The sequence below is a fragment of the Duganella sp. LjRoot269 genome, assembly GCF_964254095.1.
In the GTDB taxonomy this organism is placed as follows: domain Bacteria; phylum Pseudomonadota; class Gammaproteobacteria; order Burkholderiales; family Burkholderiaceae_D; genus Rugamonas; species Rugamonas hordei.
Genome location: NZ_CAXUSL020000001.1, coordinates 3,220,097 through 3,235,507, shown reverse-complemented (window position 1 = coordinate 3,235,507; position 15,411 = coordinate 3,220,097). Strand labels below are relative to the sequence as shown.

Here is a 15,411-nt window from a genome sequence, read left to right as displayed (position 1 = left end):
TGACGGCGGCTTCGGCGAAGGCGTTCATGCTTTTCTCCTTATCAGGCCGGCCGGGAACAGGATCAGCAGCACCACCATCAAGCCGTAGATGACGAAGGCGCCCACCTGCGGCACGTAGTATTTGCCGGCCACGTCGAATACGCCCAGTATCAGCGCCGCCAGCAGCGGCCCCTTGATGGTGCCGGCGCCACCCACGGCGACCACCAGCAGGAAGTAAACCATGTATTTGACCGGGAAGGTGGGATCGAGGCCCAGCACGTCGATGCCAAGACCGCCGCCCAGGCCCGCCAGGCCGGAGCCCAGCGCGAAGGTCAGGCTGAACACCAGGCCGACATTGATGCCCAGGCCGGCGGACGCGGTCTGGTTGTCCACCGACGCGCGGATCTGCGCGCCGAAGCGCGTTCGTTCGATCAGCAGTCCCAGCGCCAGCGTGACCAGCACCACCACGCCGATCAGGAACAATCGATAGGCGCCCACTTCGAGCCCGAACAGCGGCACCTGGCCGCGCAGCCAGCCCGGCAGCGTCACCGGCTGCTGCGACGGCCCAAACAGCCAGGTCGCGCCGGCCACCGACATGAAGGTCAGGCCGATCGAGAACAGCACCTGGTCCAGGTGGCTGGCCCGGTACAGGCGGCGGTACAGCAGCCGCTCCAGCACCAGCCCGGCCGCGGCCGAGGCCAGGAAGGCCAACGGCAGCGAGGCCAGGAACGGCACGCCCAGCCGCGCCAGCACGGTCACGCTGACATAGCCGCCCAGCATGGCAAAGGCGCCGTGGGCCAGGTTGATGAAGTTCATCATGCCCATCGTGACCGACAGGCCGACGCTGATGAGGAACAGCAGGCTGCCGTAGGCGATGCCGTCAAACAGCACGCCGGCGAAATTGGCTAGCATGTCCGCCTCCAGTCTTGATTTTGTTTTTTCATTTTTGTCTCCACCACTTCTCTACACACTACATTGAATCACACTCTTTCGATGATCATCGCAATGCCCTGCCCCACGCCTATGCACATGGTGCATAGCGCATAACGGCCGCCAGTACGATGCAACTGGTAGGTCGCCGTGCTCACCAGGCGCGCGCCGCTCATGCCCAGCGGATGGCCCAGCGCGATGGCGCCGCCATTGGGATTGACGCGCGCATCGTCGTCCCGCAGGCCAAGCTGGCGCAGCACGGCCAGGCCCTGTGCGGCAAAGGCTTCGTTCAGTTCGATCACGTCCATCTGCTCCAGCGTCAGGCCGGTCTGGCGCAACAGCTTTTGCACCGCCGGCACCGGGCCGATGCCCATCACGCGCGGCGCAACGCCTGCCGTCGCCATGCCGACGATGCGCGCCAGCGGCTTCAGGCCGTGCCGTCCGGCCGCCTCGCCGCTGGCGATCAGCAGCGCGCAGGCGCCATCGTTGATGCCGGAGGCGTTGCCGGCGGTGACGCTGCCGTCGGGCCGCACCACGCCTTTCAGCTTGGCCAGCGCCTCGATGGTGGTGGCGCGCGGATGCTCGTCCTGCGTGAACAGCAGCGGATCGCCTTTTTTCTGGGGCAGCGACACCGGCACGATCTCGCGCTGGAAAATGCCCTCGGCGATGGCGACGGCGGTCTTGTTCTGGCTGGCCAGCGCGAACGCATCCTGGTCGGCGCGGCTGACGCCATAGTCCTGGGCGACGTTTTCCGCCGTCTCCGGCATGGTCTCGACGCCGTAGGCTTCCTTCAGCGCCTTGTTGATGAAGCGCCAGCCCATCGTGGTGTCCTGCAACGACGCGCTGCGCGTGAACGCCGCATCGGCCTTGCCCATGACGAAAGGCGCGCGCGTCATCGACTCCACGCCGCCGGCGATCATCAGGCAGGCGTCGCCGGCCTGGATCGCGCGGGCCGCCGTGCCGATGGCGTCCATGCCCGAGCCGCACAAGCGGTTGACGGTGGAACCCGGCACCTCCTGCGGCAGCCCGGCCAGCAGCGCCGACATGCGCGCCACGTTGCGGTTGTCTTCGCCGGCCTGGTTGGCGCAGCCGTAGATCACGTCGTCCACCTGGTCCCATTGAACGCCGGGATTACGGCGCATCAGTTCGCGCAGCGGCACGGCGCCCAGGTCGTCGGCGCGCACGTCCTTCAGCGCGCCGCCGTAACGGCCGATCGGGGTGCGCACAGCATCGCAGATATATGCTTCGTTCATGTCGTCCTCTCCTATTTCAGCGGCAGCAAGGGCGCGCCGGTGGCGGCCTGCAGCTCTTCAAAAGTCAATCCCGGCGCCATCTCGCGCACCGCCAGGCCGGCCGGCGTCACGTCCAGCACGGCCAGGTCGGTATAGATGCGGTTGACGCAGGCCACGCCCGTCAGCGGATAGCTGCACCGGCTGACGATCTTGCTCTCGCCGCCCTTGGTCTGATGTTCCATCATGACGAACACCTGCTTGGCGCCGATCGCCAGGTCCATGGCGCCGCCGACCGCCGGTATCGCATCCGGCGCGCCGGTGTGCCAGTTGGCCAGGTCGCCGTTTTCCGCCACCTGGAAGGCGCCCAGCACGCACACGTCCAGGTGGCCGCCGCGCATCATGGCGAAGGAGTCGCCGTGGTGGAAGTAGGCGCCGCCCGTCAGCAGCGTGACCGGCTGCTTGCCGGCGTTGATCAGGTCTTCGTCTTCCTCGCCGGGCGCCGGCGCGGGGCCCATGCCCAGCAGGCCGTTCTCGCTGTGCAGGAACACTTCGCGCTCGGCCGGCAGATGATCGGCCACCTTGGTCGGCAAGCCTATGCCCAGGTTGACGTAGGCGCCTTCGGGTATGTCCTGCGCCACGCGGGCGGCCATCTGGTCGCGGGTATATTTGTTGGTCATGCCGCCTCCTTCACTACGCGCTGGACAAAGATGCCGGGGGTGATGATCGTTTCGGGATCGAGTTCGCCCAGCGCCACCACCTGCCGCACCTGGGCGATGGTGGTCTTGGCCGCCATCGCCATGATGGGGCCGAAGTTGCGCGCGGTCTTGCGGTACACCAGGTTGCCCCAACGGTCGCCTTGCAGCGCCTTGATCAGCGCGAAGTCGGCGTGGATGGGCGATTCCAGCACATAGTGGCGGCCGTCGATCAGGCGCGTCTCCTTGCCCTCCGCCAGCAGCGTGCCGTAGCCGGTCGGCGAAAAGAAACCGCCGATGCCGGCACCGGCGGCGCGGATGCGCTCGGCCAGGTTGCCCTGCGGAGTGAGCTCCAGTTCGATCTCGCCGGCGCGGTACAGCGCGTCGAAATGATGGGAGTCGGCCTGGCGCGGGAAGGAGCAGATGATCTTGCGCACCCGCCTGGCCTTGATCAGGGCTGCCAGCCCCGTTTCACCGTTGCCGGCGTTGTTGTTGACGATGGTCAGCTCGCGCGCGCCCTGCGCGATCAGCGCGTCGATCAGCGCGGATGGCATGCCGGCGTTGCCGAAGCCGCCGATCATGACCGTCGCGCCGTCGTGGATGTCGGCCACGGCGTGCTCCAGTGATGCAAATGTTTTGTCGATCATATGCCTGCCTTTTCTGTTCATTGTGCGATAATCGAACTAATGATTGATTACCGCACACTCAGTGTAGCAACGTAAGCTCGCCGCGGTCAACAAAAAAACACCTATCGAACCTGCCGGCTGCATTAAAATCACGCCATGTCCAAGACCACCAAACCCAAAACCAGCGTCGCCGAGGCCGAGCCGGAGCACGAACCGAGCATCTCCGAGCAGATCGACGCGCTGACCGATCCCAGTTTCATGACCTCGCTGGCGCGCGGCCTGGCCGTGGTGCGCGCCTTCAGCGATTCGCGCAAGCCGCAGACCATCGCCAACATCAGCCAGAAAACCGGCATTCCGCGCGCCGCCGTACGGCGCTGCCTGCACACGCTGCGCGAACTGGGCTACGTGGATGCGGAGTTGAACAATTTCTCGCTGCGCCCCAAGGTGCTGACGCTGGGCTATTCCTACCTGTCGTCGACGCCGCTGACGGTGTCGGCCCAACCCTATCTGAACAACATCAGCCGCGCGTTGAACGAATCGAGTTCGCTGGCGGTGCTGGATGACGACGAGGTGCTCTACGTGGCACGCGCCGCCACCTCGCGCGTGATGTCGGTGGCGTTGAACACCGGCAGCCGCCTGCCCGCCTACTGTACCTCGCTGGGCCGCGTGATGCTGGCGCACCTGCCCCCGGCGGAGCTGGACCAGTACCTGGCCCGCACCGCGCTGCGACCGATGACGGAAAACACGGTGGTCAACCAGAAGCGGCTGCGCGAGATCCTGGCCGGCGTGCGCCAGGCCGGCTACGCCATCAACGACGAGGAACTGGAGTTGGGATTGCGTTCCATCGCCGTGCCGGTGCGCGGCGCGTCCGGCACGGTGCTGGCGGCGCTCAACGTGGGCGCGCAGGCGTCGCGCGTCAGCGTCAAGCAACTGGAAAAAGAGTTCCTGCCCGTGCTGCTGCGCGGCGCCCAGGAACTCTCGATACTGCTGCCTTAGAAGCTGTGGCGCAGGCCGGCCATGACACCGTTCTGCGTCATACCCACACCCACGGTACCGCCGGCGTCCAGCGCCACCGCCGACGTGCCGGAGTTCTTCATGCGGCCCAATGCGCCATACACGGCGGTGCGCTTCGACAGGTAGTAGGTCAGGCGGGCGACCACCATGTCCACGTCCGAGCTGCTGTTCTTGGTGTCGCGCCGCGCCACCTGCACGTCCAGCGTGGACAGCGGCGTCACCGGATAACTCACACCCAGGAAGTACAGATCCGATTCGGTCAGTCCCGTGACCGCGCGCGTGGTGCGATCGACCACGCCGCCGCCGATCTTGGCCGCCCCCACCATCGCATAGGCGTTGACGGTGATGCGCTTGTCGCTGTTGTCGCTGCTGGTCAGGCCGCCGGCCGCGCCGACGTTGCCGTACATGATGTCGTAGGAAGTATTCAGGCCGAATTCCTTGGTCTCGTAGCCCACCATGCCGGTGACCTGGCGGCAGGCCTTGGCATTGCCGGCCACTTCGCCAGGGCAGCCGGTGGCGGCGGGACCGCCGGCGGCCGACGAATCGCGCCCGGTGCTGTAGGTGGCGCCGACCACGAAGTTGTTGAAGTTGCCCAGGTAGCCGATGGCGTTGTCGCTGCGCGCGTTCGGCAGATAGGGATCGATGCTGCCGATCGCGAACAGGTTAGGCCCCAGCACGTCCGCCTTGATCCCGGCGAGATAGGTCATATTGATCTGGCGGCCCAGCGTCACCGTGCCGAAAGCGCCCTTCAATCCCACCGACGCCTGGCGGCCGAACAGGCGGTTGCCCTGGCCCATGTTGCCGGTGTCCATCGACAGCCCCATCTCCAGCGTGAACACCGCCTGCAAGCCGTCGCCCAGGTCCTCGTTGCCGCGGAAGCCCAGCCGCGAAGGGAAAGATCCCGTCAGCGACGGCATTTTGGTGATGCTGGCGCCGGCGGCGTTGGCGTTGGTCGTGCGGACCAGGCCAGTATCCACCAGGCCGTACACCGTGACACTGCTTTGCGCCATGGCGGCGGACGCGCTGACCCCGGCCAACAGCGCCGCGGCGCATCGGATTGCGTTCTTCATTCCAGTCTCCTGTTATTTGACAGTCGTTATTTTAAGATGTGCGATTATCGAACAATAGGTTGTTAATCGCACATAGATTGGATACTATGCATGAAGCGTTGCGCTGTCAACAAACGCCGCGTGGCAGAATTGAAGCCCGTCGTCGCCGACACACGCCGCGCCGGGCCATTCTTCATAGAGAAAACAGAAGCACACAGGAGACCAGCATGACGATGAAAAAATTTGTAGCAATTGCGACACTCGCCACCGCCGCGTGGTCGGCGATGCCGCTTGCGCAAGCCGAGGACACCATCAAGGTCGGCGTGATCGCCGCCTTCTCCGGTCCCTTCGCCGACTACGGCAAGCAGATGGAGGGCGGCATCAAGGCGTGGATGGCGCAGAACGGCGCCACCGTCGCAGGCAAGAAGATCGAGATCATCTACAAGGACACCACCGGTCCCTCGCCCGAAATCGCCAAGCGGCTGGCGCAGGAACTGGTGGTGCGCGACAAGGTCGACTTCCTGGCCGGCTTCGGCCTGACGCCGGAGGCGCTGGCCGTCGCGCCTATCGCCGAGCAGGCGAAGAAGCCGATGATCGTCATGAACGCGGCGACGTCGATCATCACCACCAAGTCCAGCTACATCGCGCGTTTTTCGATGACGCTGCCACAGATCTCCGCGCCGATGGCGACATGGGCGGCGAAGAACGGCATCAAGAAGGTGGTGACGCTGGTGGCGGACTACGGCCCCGGCATCGACGCCGAAGCGGCCTTCAAGAATGAGCTGGTCAAGGGAGGCGGCGCGGTGACGGAAGCGATCCGCGTCCCGCTGCGCAATCCGGAATTCGCGCCCTACATCCAGCGCATCAAGGACGCCAAGCCGGACGCGGTGTTCATCTTCGTGCCGGCCGGCGAGCAAGGCATCGCCTTCATGAAGGGCTACCGCGAGCGCGGGCTGGCCGAAGCCGGCATCAAGGTCATCGCCACCGGCGACCTGACCGACGACCACGTGCTGCCGGCCATGGGCGACGCCACGCTGGGCGTGATCACCACCTTCCACTACTCGGCGGCGCACAAGTCGCCGGAGAACGCGGCCTTCCTGAAGAGTTTTGCGAGCGCCAATCCCGGTGCGGGCCGTCCCAACTTCATGGCGGTGGCGGCGTATGACGGCATGGCGGCGATCTATGAAGTGACGCGCAAATTGAACGGCAAGATCGACGGCGACCAGGCCATGGCCATCCTGAAGAACCTCAAGCTGAACAGCCCGCGCGGACCGATCGCCATCGATCCGCAAACCCGCGACATCGTGCAGACGGTCTACGTGCGCAAGGTTGAAAAGGTCGGCAATGAACTCTACAACGTCGAATTCGACCAGTTCGCCAACCAGAAAGATCCCGGCAAATAGGAAGCCGGGGCCCGCGCCCTACTCCTCGAAGATCGCCACCGCCCGCGTCCAGCCGGCGGAGGCGGCGCGGATCTTGTGCGGGAAGCAGCTGATGGTGAAGCCGGTCGGCGGCAGCGACTCCAGGTTGTGCATCTTCTCCAGGTGGCAGTAGCCGATGTCGCGGCCGGCCTTGTGGCCTTCCCAGATCAGGCCCACGTTGCCGGTTTCCTGGATCTTCTGCGCAGTGAAGCTGAACGGCGCGTCCCAGCTCCAGGCATCGGTGCCGGTCAGGCGCACGCCCCGTTCCAGCAGGTACATGGTGGCCTCGTAGCCCATGCCGCAGCCGGCGTTGACGTAGTCGGGATGGCCGTAGCGGCTGCCGGCGCGGGTGTTGACCACGACGATTTCCAGTGGCTGCAGGGTGTGGCCGATGCGCGCCAGTTCCGCCTCCACTTCCGCCGCGCTGACCACGTGGCCGTCCGGCAGATGGCGGAAGTCGAGCTTGACGCCCGGCTGGAAGCACCATTCCAGCGGCACTTCGTCGATCGTGATCGAGCGCTCCGCCTCGCCCAGCTTGCGGTTCATGGTCGAGTGAAAATGGTAGGGCGCGTCCAGATGGGTGCCGCTGTGCGTGGTCAGGCGCACCCACTCGGCGGCGGCGGCTTCGCCGTCCGGGAAGTCGCCCGGCTTGGTGCCGGGCAGCAGATGCATGAATTCGCCCAGCGTCTCCTTGTGGCTCTGGTACTCGATCTTGGGCGCCAGCATGGGCGGATCGGACAGCACGTCATTTTCAAGATAGATCGACAGGTCGACGAAACGGCGCGGCATGGAGTTCCTTTCAGTGATTGGATGCCTATGCTAAGCGCCGTGCGCCGCCTTTGTACAATCACTTGTGTCGATCCCATCCATCCACCGCTTCGATACGATGGCCGCCGCGCGCTAGAGGCGGCCCCCGCCGCCGATCGGCGCTAGGTATTTCCGCCCAAGGCGGCGGCGTCCATGCGCAGCACCGCCTGGTGCAGCAGTTCGCGCAGCCACACCAGGCCCGGGTCCTGGCTGCGGTATTTGTGCCACTGCATGACCTGTTCCATGCGCTTCATCGGCATCGGCATCGGCAGCAGCGCCAGCGGCAGGCCGCGGCTCACCACGCCCGCCAGCCGGCGGTGCACGGTGGCCACGCGCTCGGTGCCCACCACCAGGTAGGGCGCCCCCAGAAAGCTGAACGACGTCACCTCGACCCGACGCGTGATGCCGGTTCCCTCCATGAACAGGTACTCGAAGGTGCGGTCCATGCCGGGCGGCTGCATCACCACATGACCGGCCGCCTTGTAGGCGTCCAGCGTCATCTCGCCGGCCGCGGCGTAGCGGCTGCCGTTCCACACCACGCAGCAGAACTGCTCCTCGAACAGCGGCTCGGTCGGATGATCGCGCGAACAGTAATCCTGCGGGATCACCAGCAGGTCGGCGTCGCCCTGCTCCAGTGTGCGCTGCGGCTGGCGCGTCTGCGGCAGCAGGTGGAAGCGCACCGTGCTCGATTGCTCCTGCGCCAGCGCCAGCAAGTGCGGCACCAGCACCGCCATCGAAAAGTCCGACACGAAGATGCGGAACTCGCGGTCCGACTGCGTCGGATCAAAGTGCGGCGTGGCCGTGATCGTCGTATTGACCCGCACCAGCACATCGCGCACCGCTTCCTGCAGCACCTCGGCGCGCGGCGTCAACTCCATGTGGCGCCCGACCTGCACCAGCAGCTCGTCGTCGAAATAGTCGCGCAGGCGCGCCAGCGAACTGCTGAGCGCCGACTGGCTCATGTGCAGCTGCTCGGCCGCGCGGCTGACGCTGCGCAGCGTGAACATGGCGTCCAGCGCCACCAGCAGATTCAAATCCAGCTTGTTGAAGCGCATGCGGTCTCCCTGTTTTTAATGTATCCATGGTATCGATACTTCGAATGCATACAATCAATTTTACACATATAGCCGGCATCGGCAAACTGGGCACTCCAAACAAAAAACAACGATGGAGACCCAGATGAACAAAACCCTGACCGTGCTGGCAGCCGCGCTGGCAGCCGGCGCCGGCCACGCCGCTGAAATCGAATTGGCCAATCCCGACTGGAGCATCCGCTTCGACAACACCGTCAAGGCCAGCGCGCTGTACCGCCTGCACGACGCCAATCCGCTGCTGGTCGACAGCACCCGCCAACTGGTGCCGGGCGTACCGGCATCGGCCTTCCCGCAGGCGCTGAACTTCAACGCCGGCGACGACAACTTCCGCAACAAGGGCTGGGTCTCCAAGCGGGTCGACCTGCTGAGCGAATTCGACGCCGTCTACCGCAAGGACTTCGGCCTGCGCCTGAGCGGCGCCGCCTGGTACGACCAGGCCTACGGCGGCAGCACCGACGCCAGCGACACCCTGAACGGCCAGACGCCGTACAACGCCATGCCCGACGCCACCCGCAAGCTGGCCGGCCGCAAGGCCGAGGTGCTGGACGCCTTCATCTTCGGCGGCTGGGAACTGAGCCCGGGCCACAAGCTGAGCGTGCGCCTGGGCCAGCACGCGCTGGTGTACGGCGAGACGCTGTTCTTCGGCGATAACGGCATCGCCCGCGCGCAAGGGCCGATCGACGTGATGAAGCTGCAGTCCTCGCCCAACGCCCAGTTCAAGGAAATCATCCGGCCGGTGCCGCAGGTCTCCAGCCAGCTGCAACTGAGCCCGGACCTGAGCCTGGGCGCCTACTACCAGTTCCGCTGGGAGGCCGACCGCATGGCGCCGGCCGGCAGCTACTTCAACACCTCCAACAATATCTGGGGCGGCTCGACGCTGCCGGAGTTCATCAACGGCAGCGTGCTGCTGCCCGGCGCCGCGCAGCGCCCGTCCAACAGCGGCCAGTTCGGCGCCCAACTCAAATGGCGTCTCGACGAGACCGACCTCGGATTCTACGCCGCGCGCTACCACGACAAGGCCGGCCAGTTCTACTCGCAGCTGAATGTCACCAGCGCCGCCCCGGGCAGCTGGTACTACATCTTCCCCGAGGCGATCACCACCTGGGGCGTCAGCGCCACCCACGCGATCGGCAACAGCAGCCTGGCGCTGGAGGCATCGGTGCGCAACAACATGCCGCTGACGAACCAGAACGTGGTCTATCCGAACGTGCAGCCCGCGCCGGCCTACGCCACCGGCCATACCGCGCACCTCAACCTGTCCTGGCTCAGCACCCTGAGCCCGAACTGGCTGGCGCGCGAATCGTCGCTGATCGGCGAGCTGGCCTGGAACCGCGCGCTGTCGCAGGACGATCCGTTCCACACCATGGACGGCCTGCGCACGCGCGACGCCACGGCGCTGCAAGTGATCTACACGCCGAGCTACCGCCAGGCGCTGCCCGGCCTGGACCTGAACGTGCCGCTCGGCCTGCGCTACGTCGTCGACGGCAACTCCTCGGTCACCGGCCTGGGTTGGGGCGCCAAGCATAGCGGCACCGCCACGCTGGGATTGGACGGCACCTACCAGGGCGTGTGGCAGTTCTCCATCAGCTACAACAAATACCTGGGCAAGGCCGAACCCTTCGTCAACTACCGCCCGCTGCTGACCAATGGCGCCCCGGTCTACAGCAGCGGCAACGCGCTGGCCGACCGCGATTACCTCGCGCTGTCGCTGCGCCGCACCTTCTAATAACCACACAGGAGACCATATGAAACACCCACGCCTGATATCCGCCCTGGCGGCGCTGGCCGCGCTGGCCGCCTCGCTGCCCGCCGCCGCCGTCACGCCCGAGGAAGCGGCCAAGCTGAAAACCGAACTGACGCCGCTGGGCGCCGAAAAGGCCGGCAACAAGGACGGCAGCATCCCCGCCTGGACCGGCGGCTACACCACGGCGATCGCCGGCGACAAGCCGGGAGGCCGCCGCGGCGATCCGTTCAAGGACGAGAAACCCTTGTTTGTCGTCACCGGCAAAAACGCCGACCAATATGCCGGCGTGCTGACCGACGGCACCAAGGCCATGCTGAAAAAATATCCGGACTACCGGCTCGACGTCTACCAGACCCACCGCACCGCCGCCGCGCCGCAGTGGGTGTATGACAACACCTTCAAGAACGCCACCCGCGCCAAGCTGGCCAGCGACGTGGTCAGCGGCGCCTACGGCGGCGTCCCCTTCCCCATTCCGAAGACCGGCGCCGAAGTGATGTGGAACCACCTGCTGCGCTGGCGCGGCACCTCTTGGCAGGCCCCGCTCAATCAGTACCAGCTGACCGCCGACGGCAAGGCCGTGCTGACCACCAGCGGCACCGCCGATCTGCAGATGCCGTACTACTTCCAGGAAGGCTCACTGGAGCAGTTCACCAAGGCCAACGAGTTCTGGCTGATCCGCCTGATCAATTCCGGTCCCCCGATCCGCGCCGGCGAAGCCATCGTCGGCCGCGACAGCATCGATCCGAGCAAGGACCAGGCCTGGGTCTACCTGACCGGCCAGCGCCGCGTGCGCAAGCTGCCGAATCCGTGCTGCGACACGCCCACGCCATCCACCGCCGGCGTGATGAGCTTTGACGAGATCGCAACCTGGACCGGCCGCACCGACCGTTTCGACTGGAAGCTGGTGGGCAAGCAGGAGATGCTGATCCCCTACAACGGCAACAAGCTGCTGCAGCCCAAGACCGACGCCGAGGTAATCGGCAAGGCCTACCTCAATCCCGACCACGTGCGCTGGGAACGGCACCGCGTGTGGGTGGTCGAGGCCGCGCTGCGCGCCGGCCAGCGCCATCAGGCGCCGAAGAGCCGCTACTACTGCGACGAGGACACCTGGAACTGCGTGCTGGGCGACCGCTGGGATGCCAACGGCCAGCTGTGGAAGACGCTGTGGTCGCAAACATTTGTCGCGCCGGACCTGCCGGGCACCGTGATCGGCGCCTTCGGCTTCACCGACCTGGTCTCCGGCACCGCTTTCGTGGGCGACCTGTACACCGCGAAGCCGGCGCAGTATCCGCTCAAGCCGCGCTACCAGGACAGCGTCTTCACCCCTGACGCCATGGCCGGCGAAGGTGCGCGCTGATGTCGATGAAAACGTATCTGCTGGAGTGCGCATGGTACTGCGCACTGGCGCTGGGTGCCGCGCCGGCATGGGCCGCCGGCGCGCCGGACGCTCCGCCCGGCGCCGTCGCGGCGGCCCGGCTGCGGCCGGCCGTGACGGCGCAGCATGCGGCGCAGGCCGTGATGCTGGGCGCAGCCACGGCGGGGACGCGCATCGTCGCCGTCGGCGAGCGCGGCATCATCCTGCTCAGCGACGACCAGGGTAAAAACTGGCGCCAGGCCGCCGCTCCGATCAGCGTGACGCTGACGGCGGTGCGCTTCGCCGACGCGCAGCACGGCGTCGCGGTCGGCCACGCGGGCGTGGCCCTGACCAGCGCAGACGGCGGCGCCCATTGGGAGGCGACGCTGGATGGGCAGCGCATCGCCGCGCTGGCGCTGGCGGCGGCCAAGGCCCGCGACAACGACGCCGCCATCCGCGAGGCCGAGCGGCTGGCGGCCGACGGCGCCGACAAGCCGCTGCTGGACGTCTGCCTGCTGGGCGGCGGCCGCATGCTGGCGGTGGGCGCCTACGGCCTGGCCTTCGGCAGCGACGACGGCGGCCGCACCTGGACCTCGTGGATGGACCGCATCGACAATCCAAAGGGCCTGCACCTGAACACGGTGCGCCGGGGCGGCGATGCCATCCTGATCGGCGGCGAGCGCGGACTGGCGCTGCTGTCCACTGACGGCGGCCGGACTTTCCGGCGCCTGGAGCTGCCCTACCAGGGCAGTTTCTTCACCGCCGAACTGCCGGCGGCCAACGACCATGAGCTGGTACTGGCCGGATTGCGCGGCAACGCCTGGCGCTCCACCGACGGCGGCCGCAGCTGGCAACAGCTGGCCAGCCCGATGCCGGTATCGATCACCGCGTCGGCCATCCGCGCCGACGGTTCGCTGCTGTTCGCCAACCAGGCCGGCCTGCTGCTGACCGTGCAGGGACAGGCGCTGGCGCCCTCCCCGGCCGCGCCGCTGCCGCCGCTGAACGGCGTGCTCGATCTGCGCAACGGCCAGCTGCTGGCGTTGACCATGCAGGGCATCATGCCGGTGGCCGCGCCGTTCCCGGGAGCGAAACCATGAACATGTCCGAACAATTGACGCAATTCGACCGCGCCTCCGGTTCGCTGGTCGAACGGCTGCTGTTCAACAACCGCCTGCTGGTGATGTTCGCCTGCGCGCTGGTCACGGCCCTGCTGGGCTGGCAGGCCACCAAATTGAGCATCAACGCCAGCTTCGAGAAAACCATCCCGGCCAACCATCCCTACATCCGCAACTACCTGGCCAACCAGGCCGAATTGACGGGGCTGGGCAACGCGGTGCGCATCGCGGTCGACAATCCGCGCGGCAGCATCTACGACCGCGCCTACCTCGACACCCTGCGCAAACTGAGCGAGGAAGTGTTCCTGCTGCCCGGCGTGGCGCGCAACCAGATGAAGTCCCTGTGGACGCCCGGCACGCGCTGGGTCGGCGTGACCGAGGACGGACTGGAAGGCGGCCCGGTGATCCCGGACGGCTATGACGATGGCGGCGCCGCCAGCCTGGCGCAGCTGCAGGCCAACATCGCCCGTTCCGGCGAAATCGGCCAGCTGGTGGCCTTCGACGCCCGCTCCAGCGTGATCTACGTGCCGCTGCTGGTGCGCGACGGCGACGGCAAGGCACTCGACTACGGCCAGTTCGCCCAGCGGCTGGAAGCGCTGCGCGCCAAGTACGAGCAACAGGGCGTGCGCATCCACATCACCGGCTTCGCCAAGCTGGTGGGCGATCTGATCGACGGCGTGCGCGCGGTGCTGGTGTTCTTCGCCATCGCGGTCGCCATCGCCACCGCCATGGTCTACTGGTACACCCGCTGCTCGCGCTCGACCGCGCTGGTGGTGCTGGCGTCGCTGGTGGCGGTGGTGTGGCAGCTCGGCATGCTGCCGATGCTTGGTTACGCGCTCGACCCCTACTCCATCCTGGTGCCCTTCCTGGTGTTCGCCATCGGCATGAGCCACGGCGCCCAGAAGATGAACGGCATCATGCAGGACGTGGGACGCGGCATGCACAAGCTGGTGGCGGCGCGCTACACCTTCCGCCGCCTGTTCCTGGCCGGGCTGACCGCGCTGCTGGCCGACGCGGTCGGCTTCGCCGTGCTGTCGACGATCGACATCGCCGTGATCCGCGAGTTGGCGGTCGCCGCGTCGCTGGGCGTGGGGATGCTGATCTTCACCAACCTGATCCTGCTGCCCATCCTGCTCAGCTACACGGGCGTCAGCGCCGACGCCGCCGCGCGCAGCCTGCGCGCCGAGGCGGCCGAGGCCTCCGGCCAGGCGCGCCATCCGCTGTGGGCGCTGCTGGACCGATTCACCGGCCGCCGCTGGGCCACCGGCGCCATCGCGGCGGCGCTGCTGCTGGCCGCGGGCGGCTACGCGCTCAGCACCCGGCTGAAGATCGGCGACCTCGATCCGGGCGCGCCGGAGCTGCGCGCCGACAGCCGCTACAACCGCGACGTCGCCGCGCTCAGCGCGTCCTACGGGGCTTCAAGCGACGTGCTGGCGGTGATGGTCAAGACGCCGGACGGCCAGTGCTCGCAATACGACACGCTCAACAAAATCGACGCGCTGGAATGGCAGCTGCGCCAGATCGACGGCGTCGAGAGCAGCAACAGCCTGGCGCTGCTGAACCGCCGCGTGCTGGTGGGCCTCAACGAGGGCAACCCGAAGTGGTATGAATTCCTGCCCAACCAGGACATGCTCAACACCGTCACCGCCGGCGCCCCGCGCGGCCTGTACAACGACAGCTGCAACCTGCTGACGGTCTACGCCTACCTGCGCGACCACAAGGCCGACACGCTGGCGCGCGTGGTGGCCCACGTCGAAGCCTTCGCCGCCGCCAACAACAGCAAGGACGTGCAGTTCCAGCTGGCGGCGGGATCGGCAGGCATCGAGGCCGCCACCAACATCGTGGTGCACGAGGCGTGGCGCCGCATGCTGCTGCTGGTGTATGCGGCGGTGGTGCTGCTGTGCTTCATCACCTTCCGCTCCTGGCGCGCGGTGCTGGTGGCGGTGCTGCCGCTGATGCTGACCTCCGTGCTGGCCGAGGCGCTGATGGTGGTGTTCGGCATGGGCGTCAAGGTCGCCACGCTGCCGGTGATCGCGCTCGGCGTGGGCATCGGCGTCGACTACGCGCTGTACATCCTCAGCATCACGCTGGGCCAGTTGCGCCAGGGCGCCAGCCTGTCGGCCGCCTACTACCGCGCGCTGCTCTTCACCGGCAAGGTGGTGATGCTGACCGGCGTGACGCTGGCCATCGGCGTCATCACCTGGGTCTTCAGCCCGATCAAGTTCCAGGCCGACATGGGCCTGCTGCTGGGCTTCATGTTCCTGTGGAATATGCTCGGCGCGCTGATCCTGGTGCCGGCCCTGTCCCACTTCCTGCTCAAGCCAGCAGCCAAACCGCTTTAACCAAAAGGAGCA

General features: G+C 66.7%; 13 protein-coding genes. 6 read left to right on the top strand and 7 right to left on the bottom strand.

From position 1 onward, the window contains the following. Positions 1-24: 24 nt before the first annotated feature. The 4 genes from ACSQ3S_RS14525 to ACSQ3S_RS14510 form a co-directional block, all read right to left on the bottom strand. Complete coding sequence (locus tag ACSQ3S_RS14525; protein WP_436142790.1) at positions 25-891, bottom strand: branched-chain amino acid ABC transporter permease; 867 nt, start codon at positions 889-891, stop codon at positions 25-27. 68 nt (positions 892-959) lie between these two features. Further along, positions 960-2,162, bottom strand: a complete 1,203-nt coding sequence (gene pcaF / locus ACSQ3S_RS14520; RefSeq protein ID WP_436142789.1) for a 3-oxoadipyl-CoA thiolase — start codon at positions 2,160-2,162, stop codon at positions 960-962. A gap of 11 nt (positions 2,163-2,173) precedes the next feature. After that, positions 2,174-2,818, bottom strand: a complete 645-nt coding sequence (locus tag ACSQ3S_RS14515; protein ID WP_176650287.1) for a CoA transferase subunit B — start codon at positions 2,816-2,818, stop codon at positions 2,174-2,176. Beyond that, positions 2,815-3,480, bottom strand: a complete 666-nt coding sequence (locus tag ACSQ3S_RS14510) for a 3-oxoacid CoA-transferase subunit A (protein ID WP_413446488.1) — start codon at positions 3,478-3,480, stop codon at positions 2,815-2,817. Before ACSQ3S_RS14510 ends, ACSQ3S_RS14515 begins: the two co-directional genes overlap by 4 nt. A 135-nt stretch (positions 3,481-3,615) precedes the next feature. Between ACSQ3S_RS14510 and ACSQ3S_RS14505 the strand changes: the two genes are divergently transcribed. Next, on the top strand, positions 3,616-4,455 hold the full coding sequence (locus ACSQ3S_RS14505) for an IclR family transcriptional regulator domain-containing protein (protein ID WP_116988973.1): 840 nt from the start codon (positions 3,616-3,618) through the stop codon (positions 4,453-4,455). Here the strand turns inward: ACSQ3S_RS14505 and ACSQ3S_RS14500 are convergent. Next, complete coding sequence (locus ACSQ3S_RS14500) at positions 4,452-5,543, bottom strand: porin (protein ID WP_353397774.1); 1,092 nt, start codon at positions 5,541-5,543, stop codon at positions 4,452-4,454. The genes ACSQ3S_RS14505 and ACSQ3S_RS14500 overlap by 4 nt on opposite strands. A gap of 206 nt (positions 5,544-5,749) precedes the next feature. On the opposite strand from ACSQ3S_RS14500, the gene ACSQ3S_RS14495 reads away from it, so the two are divergent. After that, positions 5,750-6,925, top strand: coding sequence for an ABC transporter substrate-binding protein (locus ACSQ3S_RS14495; protein ID WP_436142788.1), 1,176 nt, complete (start codon positions 5,750-5,752; stop codon positions 6,923-6,925). Positions 6,926-6,943: 18 nt separating this feature from the next. Here ACSQ3S_RS14495 and ACSQ3S_RS14490 read toward each other — a convergent pair whose 3' ends face one another. Both ACSQ3S_RS14490 and ACSQ3S_RS14485 read right to left on the bottom strand, forming a co-directional pair. Further along, positions 6,944-7,732, bottom strand: a complete 789-nt coding sequence (locus tag ACSQ3S_RS14490; RefSeq protein ID WP_353397769.1) for a cyclase family protein — start codon at positions 7,730-7,732, stop codon at positions 6,944-6,946. Positions 7,733-7,872: 140 nt separating this feature from the next. Beyond that, complete coding sequence (locus ACSQ3S_RS14485) at positions 7,873-8,805, bottom strand: LysR family transcriptional regulator (protein WP_353397767.1); 933 nt, start codon at positions 8,803-8,805, stop codon at positions 7,873-7,875. A 124-nt stretch (positions 8,806-8,929) separates the two neighbouring features. Here ACSQ3S_RS14485 and ACSQ3S_RS14480 point away from each other — a divergent pair, with 124 nt between their 5' ends. Genes ACSQ3S_RS14480 through ACSQ3S_RS14465 form a run of 4 tightly spaced genes read left to right on the top strand, consistent with a single transcriptional unit; the run spans position 8,930 to position 15,399 of the window. Further along, positions 8,930-10,570, top strand: coding sequence for a DUF1302 domain-containing protein (locus ACSQ3S_RS14480; RefSeq protein ID WP_436142787.1), 1,641 nt, complete (start codon positions 8,930-8,932; stop codon positions 10,568-10,570). A 19-nt stretch (positions 10,571-10,589) separates the two neighbouring features. After that, complete coding sequence (locus tag ACSQ3S_RS14475; RefSeq protein ID WP_176650280.1) at positions 10,590-11,945, top strand: DUF1329 domain-containing protein; 1,356 nt, start codon at positions 10,590-10,592, stop codon at positions 11,943-11,945. Next, positions 11,945-13,039 (top strand): YCF48-related protein, encoded by a 1,095-nt coding sequence (locus tag ACSQ3S_RS14470; protein ID WP_436142786.1) that lies wholly within the window; start codon positions 11,945-11,947, stop codon positions 13,037-13,039. Before ACSQ3S_RS14475 ends, ACSQ3S_RS14470 begins: the two co-directional genes overlap by 1 nt. After that, the gene (locus ACSQ3S_RS14465) at positions 13,036-15,399 is read left to right on the top strand and encodes an efflux RND transporter permease subunit (protein WP_436142785.1); all 2,364 of its coding nucleotides are present in this window, start codon (positions 13,036-13,038) and stop codon (positions 15,397-15,399) included. The genes ACSQ3S_RS14470 and ACSQ3S_RS14465 overlap by 4 nt, the downstream gene beginning before the upstream one ends. Positions 15,400-15,411: the final 12 nt, after the last annotated feature.

What these genes read in the sequence shown, in the direction of transcription:
- ACSQ3S_RS14525 (WP_436142790.1), bottom strand. Translation starts at nt 891, where the DNA reads ATGCTAGCCAATTTCGCCGGCGTGCTGTTTGACGGCATCGCCTACGGC.
- pcaF (WP_436142789.1), bottom strand. Translation starts at nt 2,162, where the DNA reads ATGAACGAAGCATATATCTGCGATGCTGTGCGCACCCCGATCGGCCGT.
- ACSQ3S_RS14515 (WP_176650287.1), bottom strand. Translation starts at nt 2,818, where the DNA reads ATGACCAACAAATATACCCGCGACCAGATGGCCGCCCGCGTGGCGCAG.
- ACSQ3S_RS14510 (WP_413446488.1), bottom strand. Translation starts at nt 3,480, where the DNA reads ATGATCGACAAAACATTTGCATCACTGGAGCACGCCGTGGCCGACATC.
- ACSQ3S_RS14505 (WP_116988973.1), top strand. Translation starts at nt 3,616, where the DNA reads ATGTCCAAGACCACCAAACCCAAAACCAGCGTCGCCGAGGCCGAGCCG.
- ACSQ3S_RS14500 (WP_353397774.1), bottom strand. Translation starts at nt 5,543, where the DNA reads ATGAAGAACGCAATCCGATGCGCCGCGGCGCTGTTGGCCGGGGTCAGC.
- ACSQ3S_RS14495 (WP_436142788.1), top strand. Translation starts at nt 5,750, where the DNA reads ATGACGATGAAAAAATTTGTAGCAATTGCGACACTCGCCACCGCCGCG.
- ACSQ3S_RS14490 (WP_353397769.1), bottom strand. Translation starts at nt 7,732, where the DNA reads ATGCCGCGCCGTTTCGTCGACCTGTCGATCTATCTTGAAAATGACGTG.
- ACSQ3S_RS14485 (WP_353397767.1), bottom strand. Translation starts at nt 8,805, where the DNA reads ATGCGCTTCAACAAGCTGGATTTGAATCTGCTGGTGGCGCTGGACGCC.
- ACSQ3S_RS14480 (WP_436142787.1), top strand. Translation starts at nt 8,930, where the DNA reads ATGAACAAAACCCTGACCGTGCTGGCAGCCGCGCTGGCAGCCGGCGCC.
- ACSQ3S_RS14475 (WP_176650280.1), top strand. Translation starts at nt 10,590, where the DNA reads ATGAAACACCCACGCCTGATATCCGCCCTGGCGGCGCTGGCCGCGCTG.
- ACSQ3S_RS14470 (WP_436142786.1), top strand. Translation starts at nt 11,945, where the DNA reads ATGTCGATGAAAACGTATCTGCTGGAGTGCGCATGGTACTGCGCACTG.
- ACSQ3S_RS14465 (WP_436142785.1), top strand. Translation starts at nt 13,036, where the DNA reads ATGAACATGTCCGAACAATTGACGCAATTCGACCGCGCCTCCGGTTCG.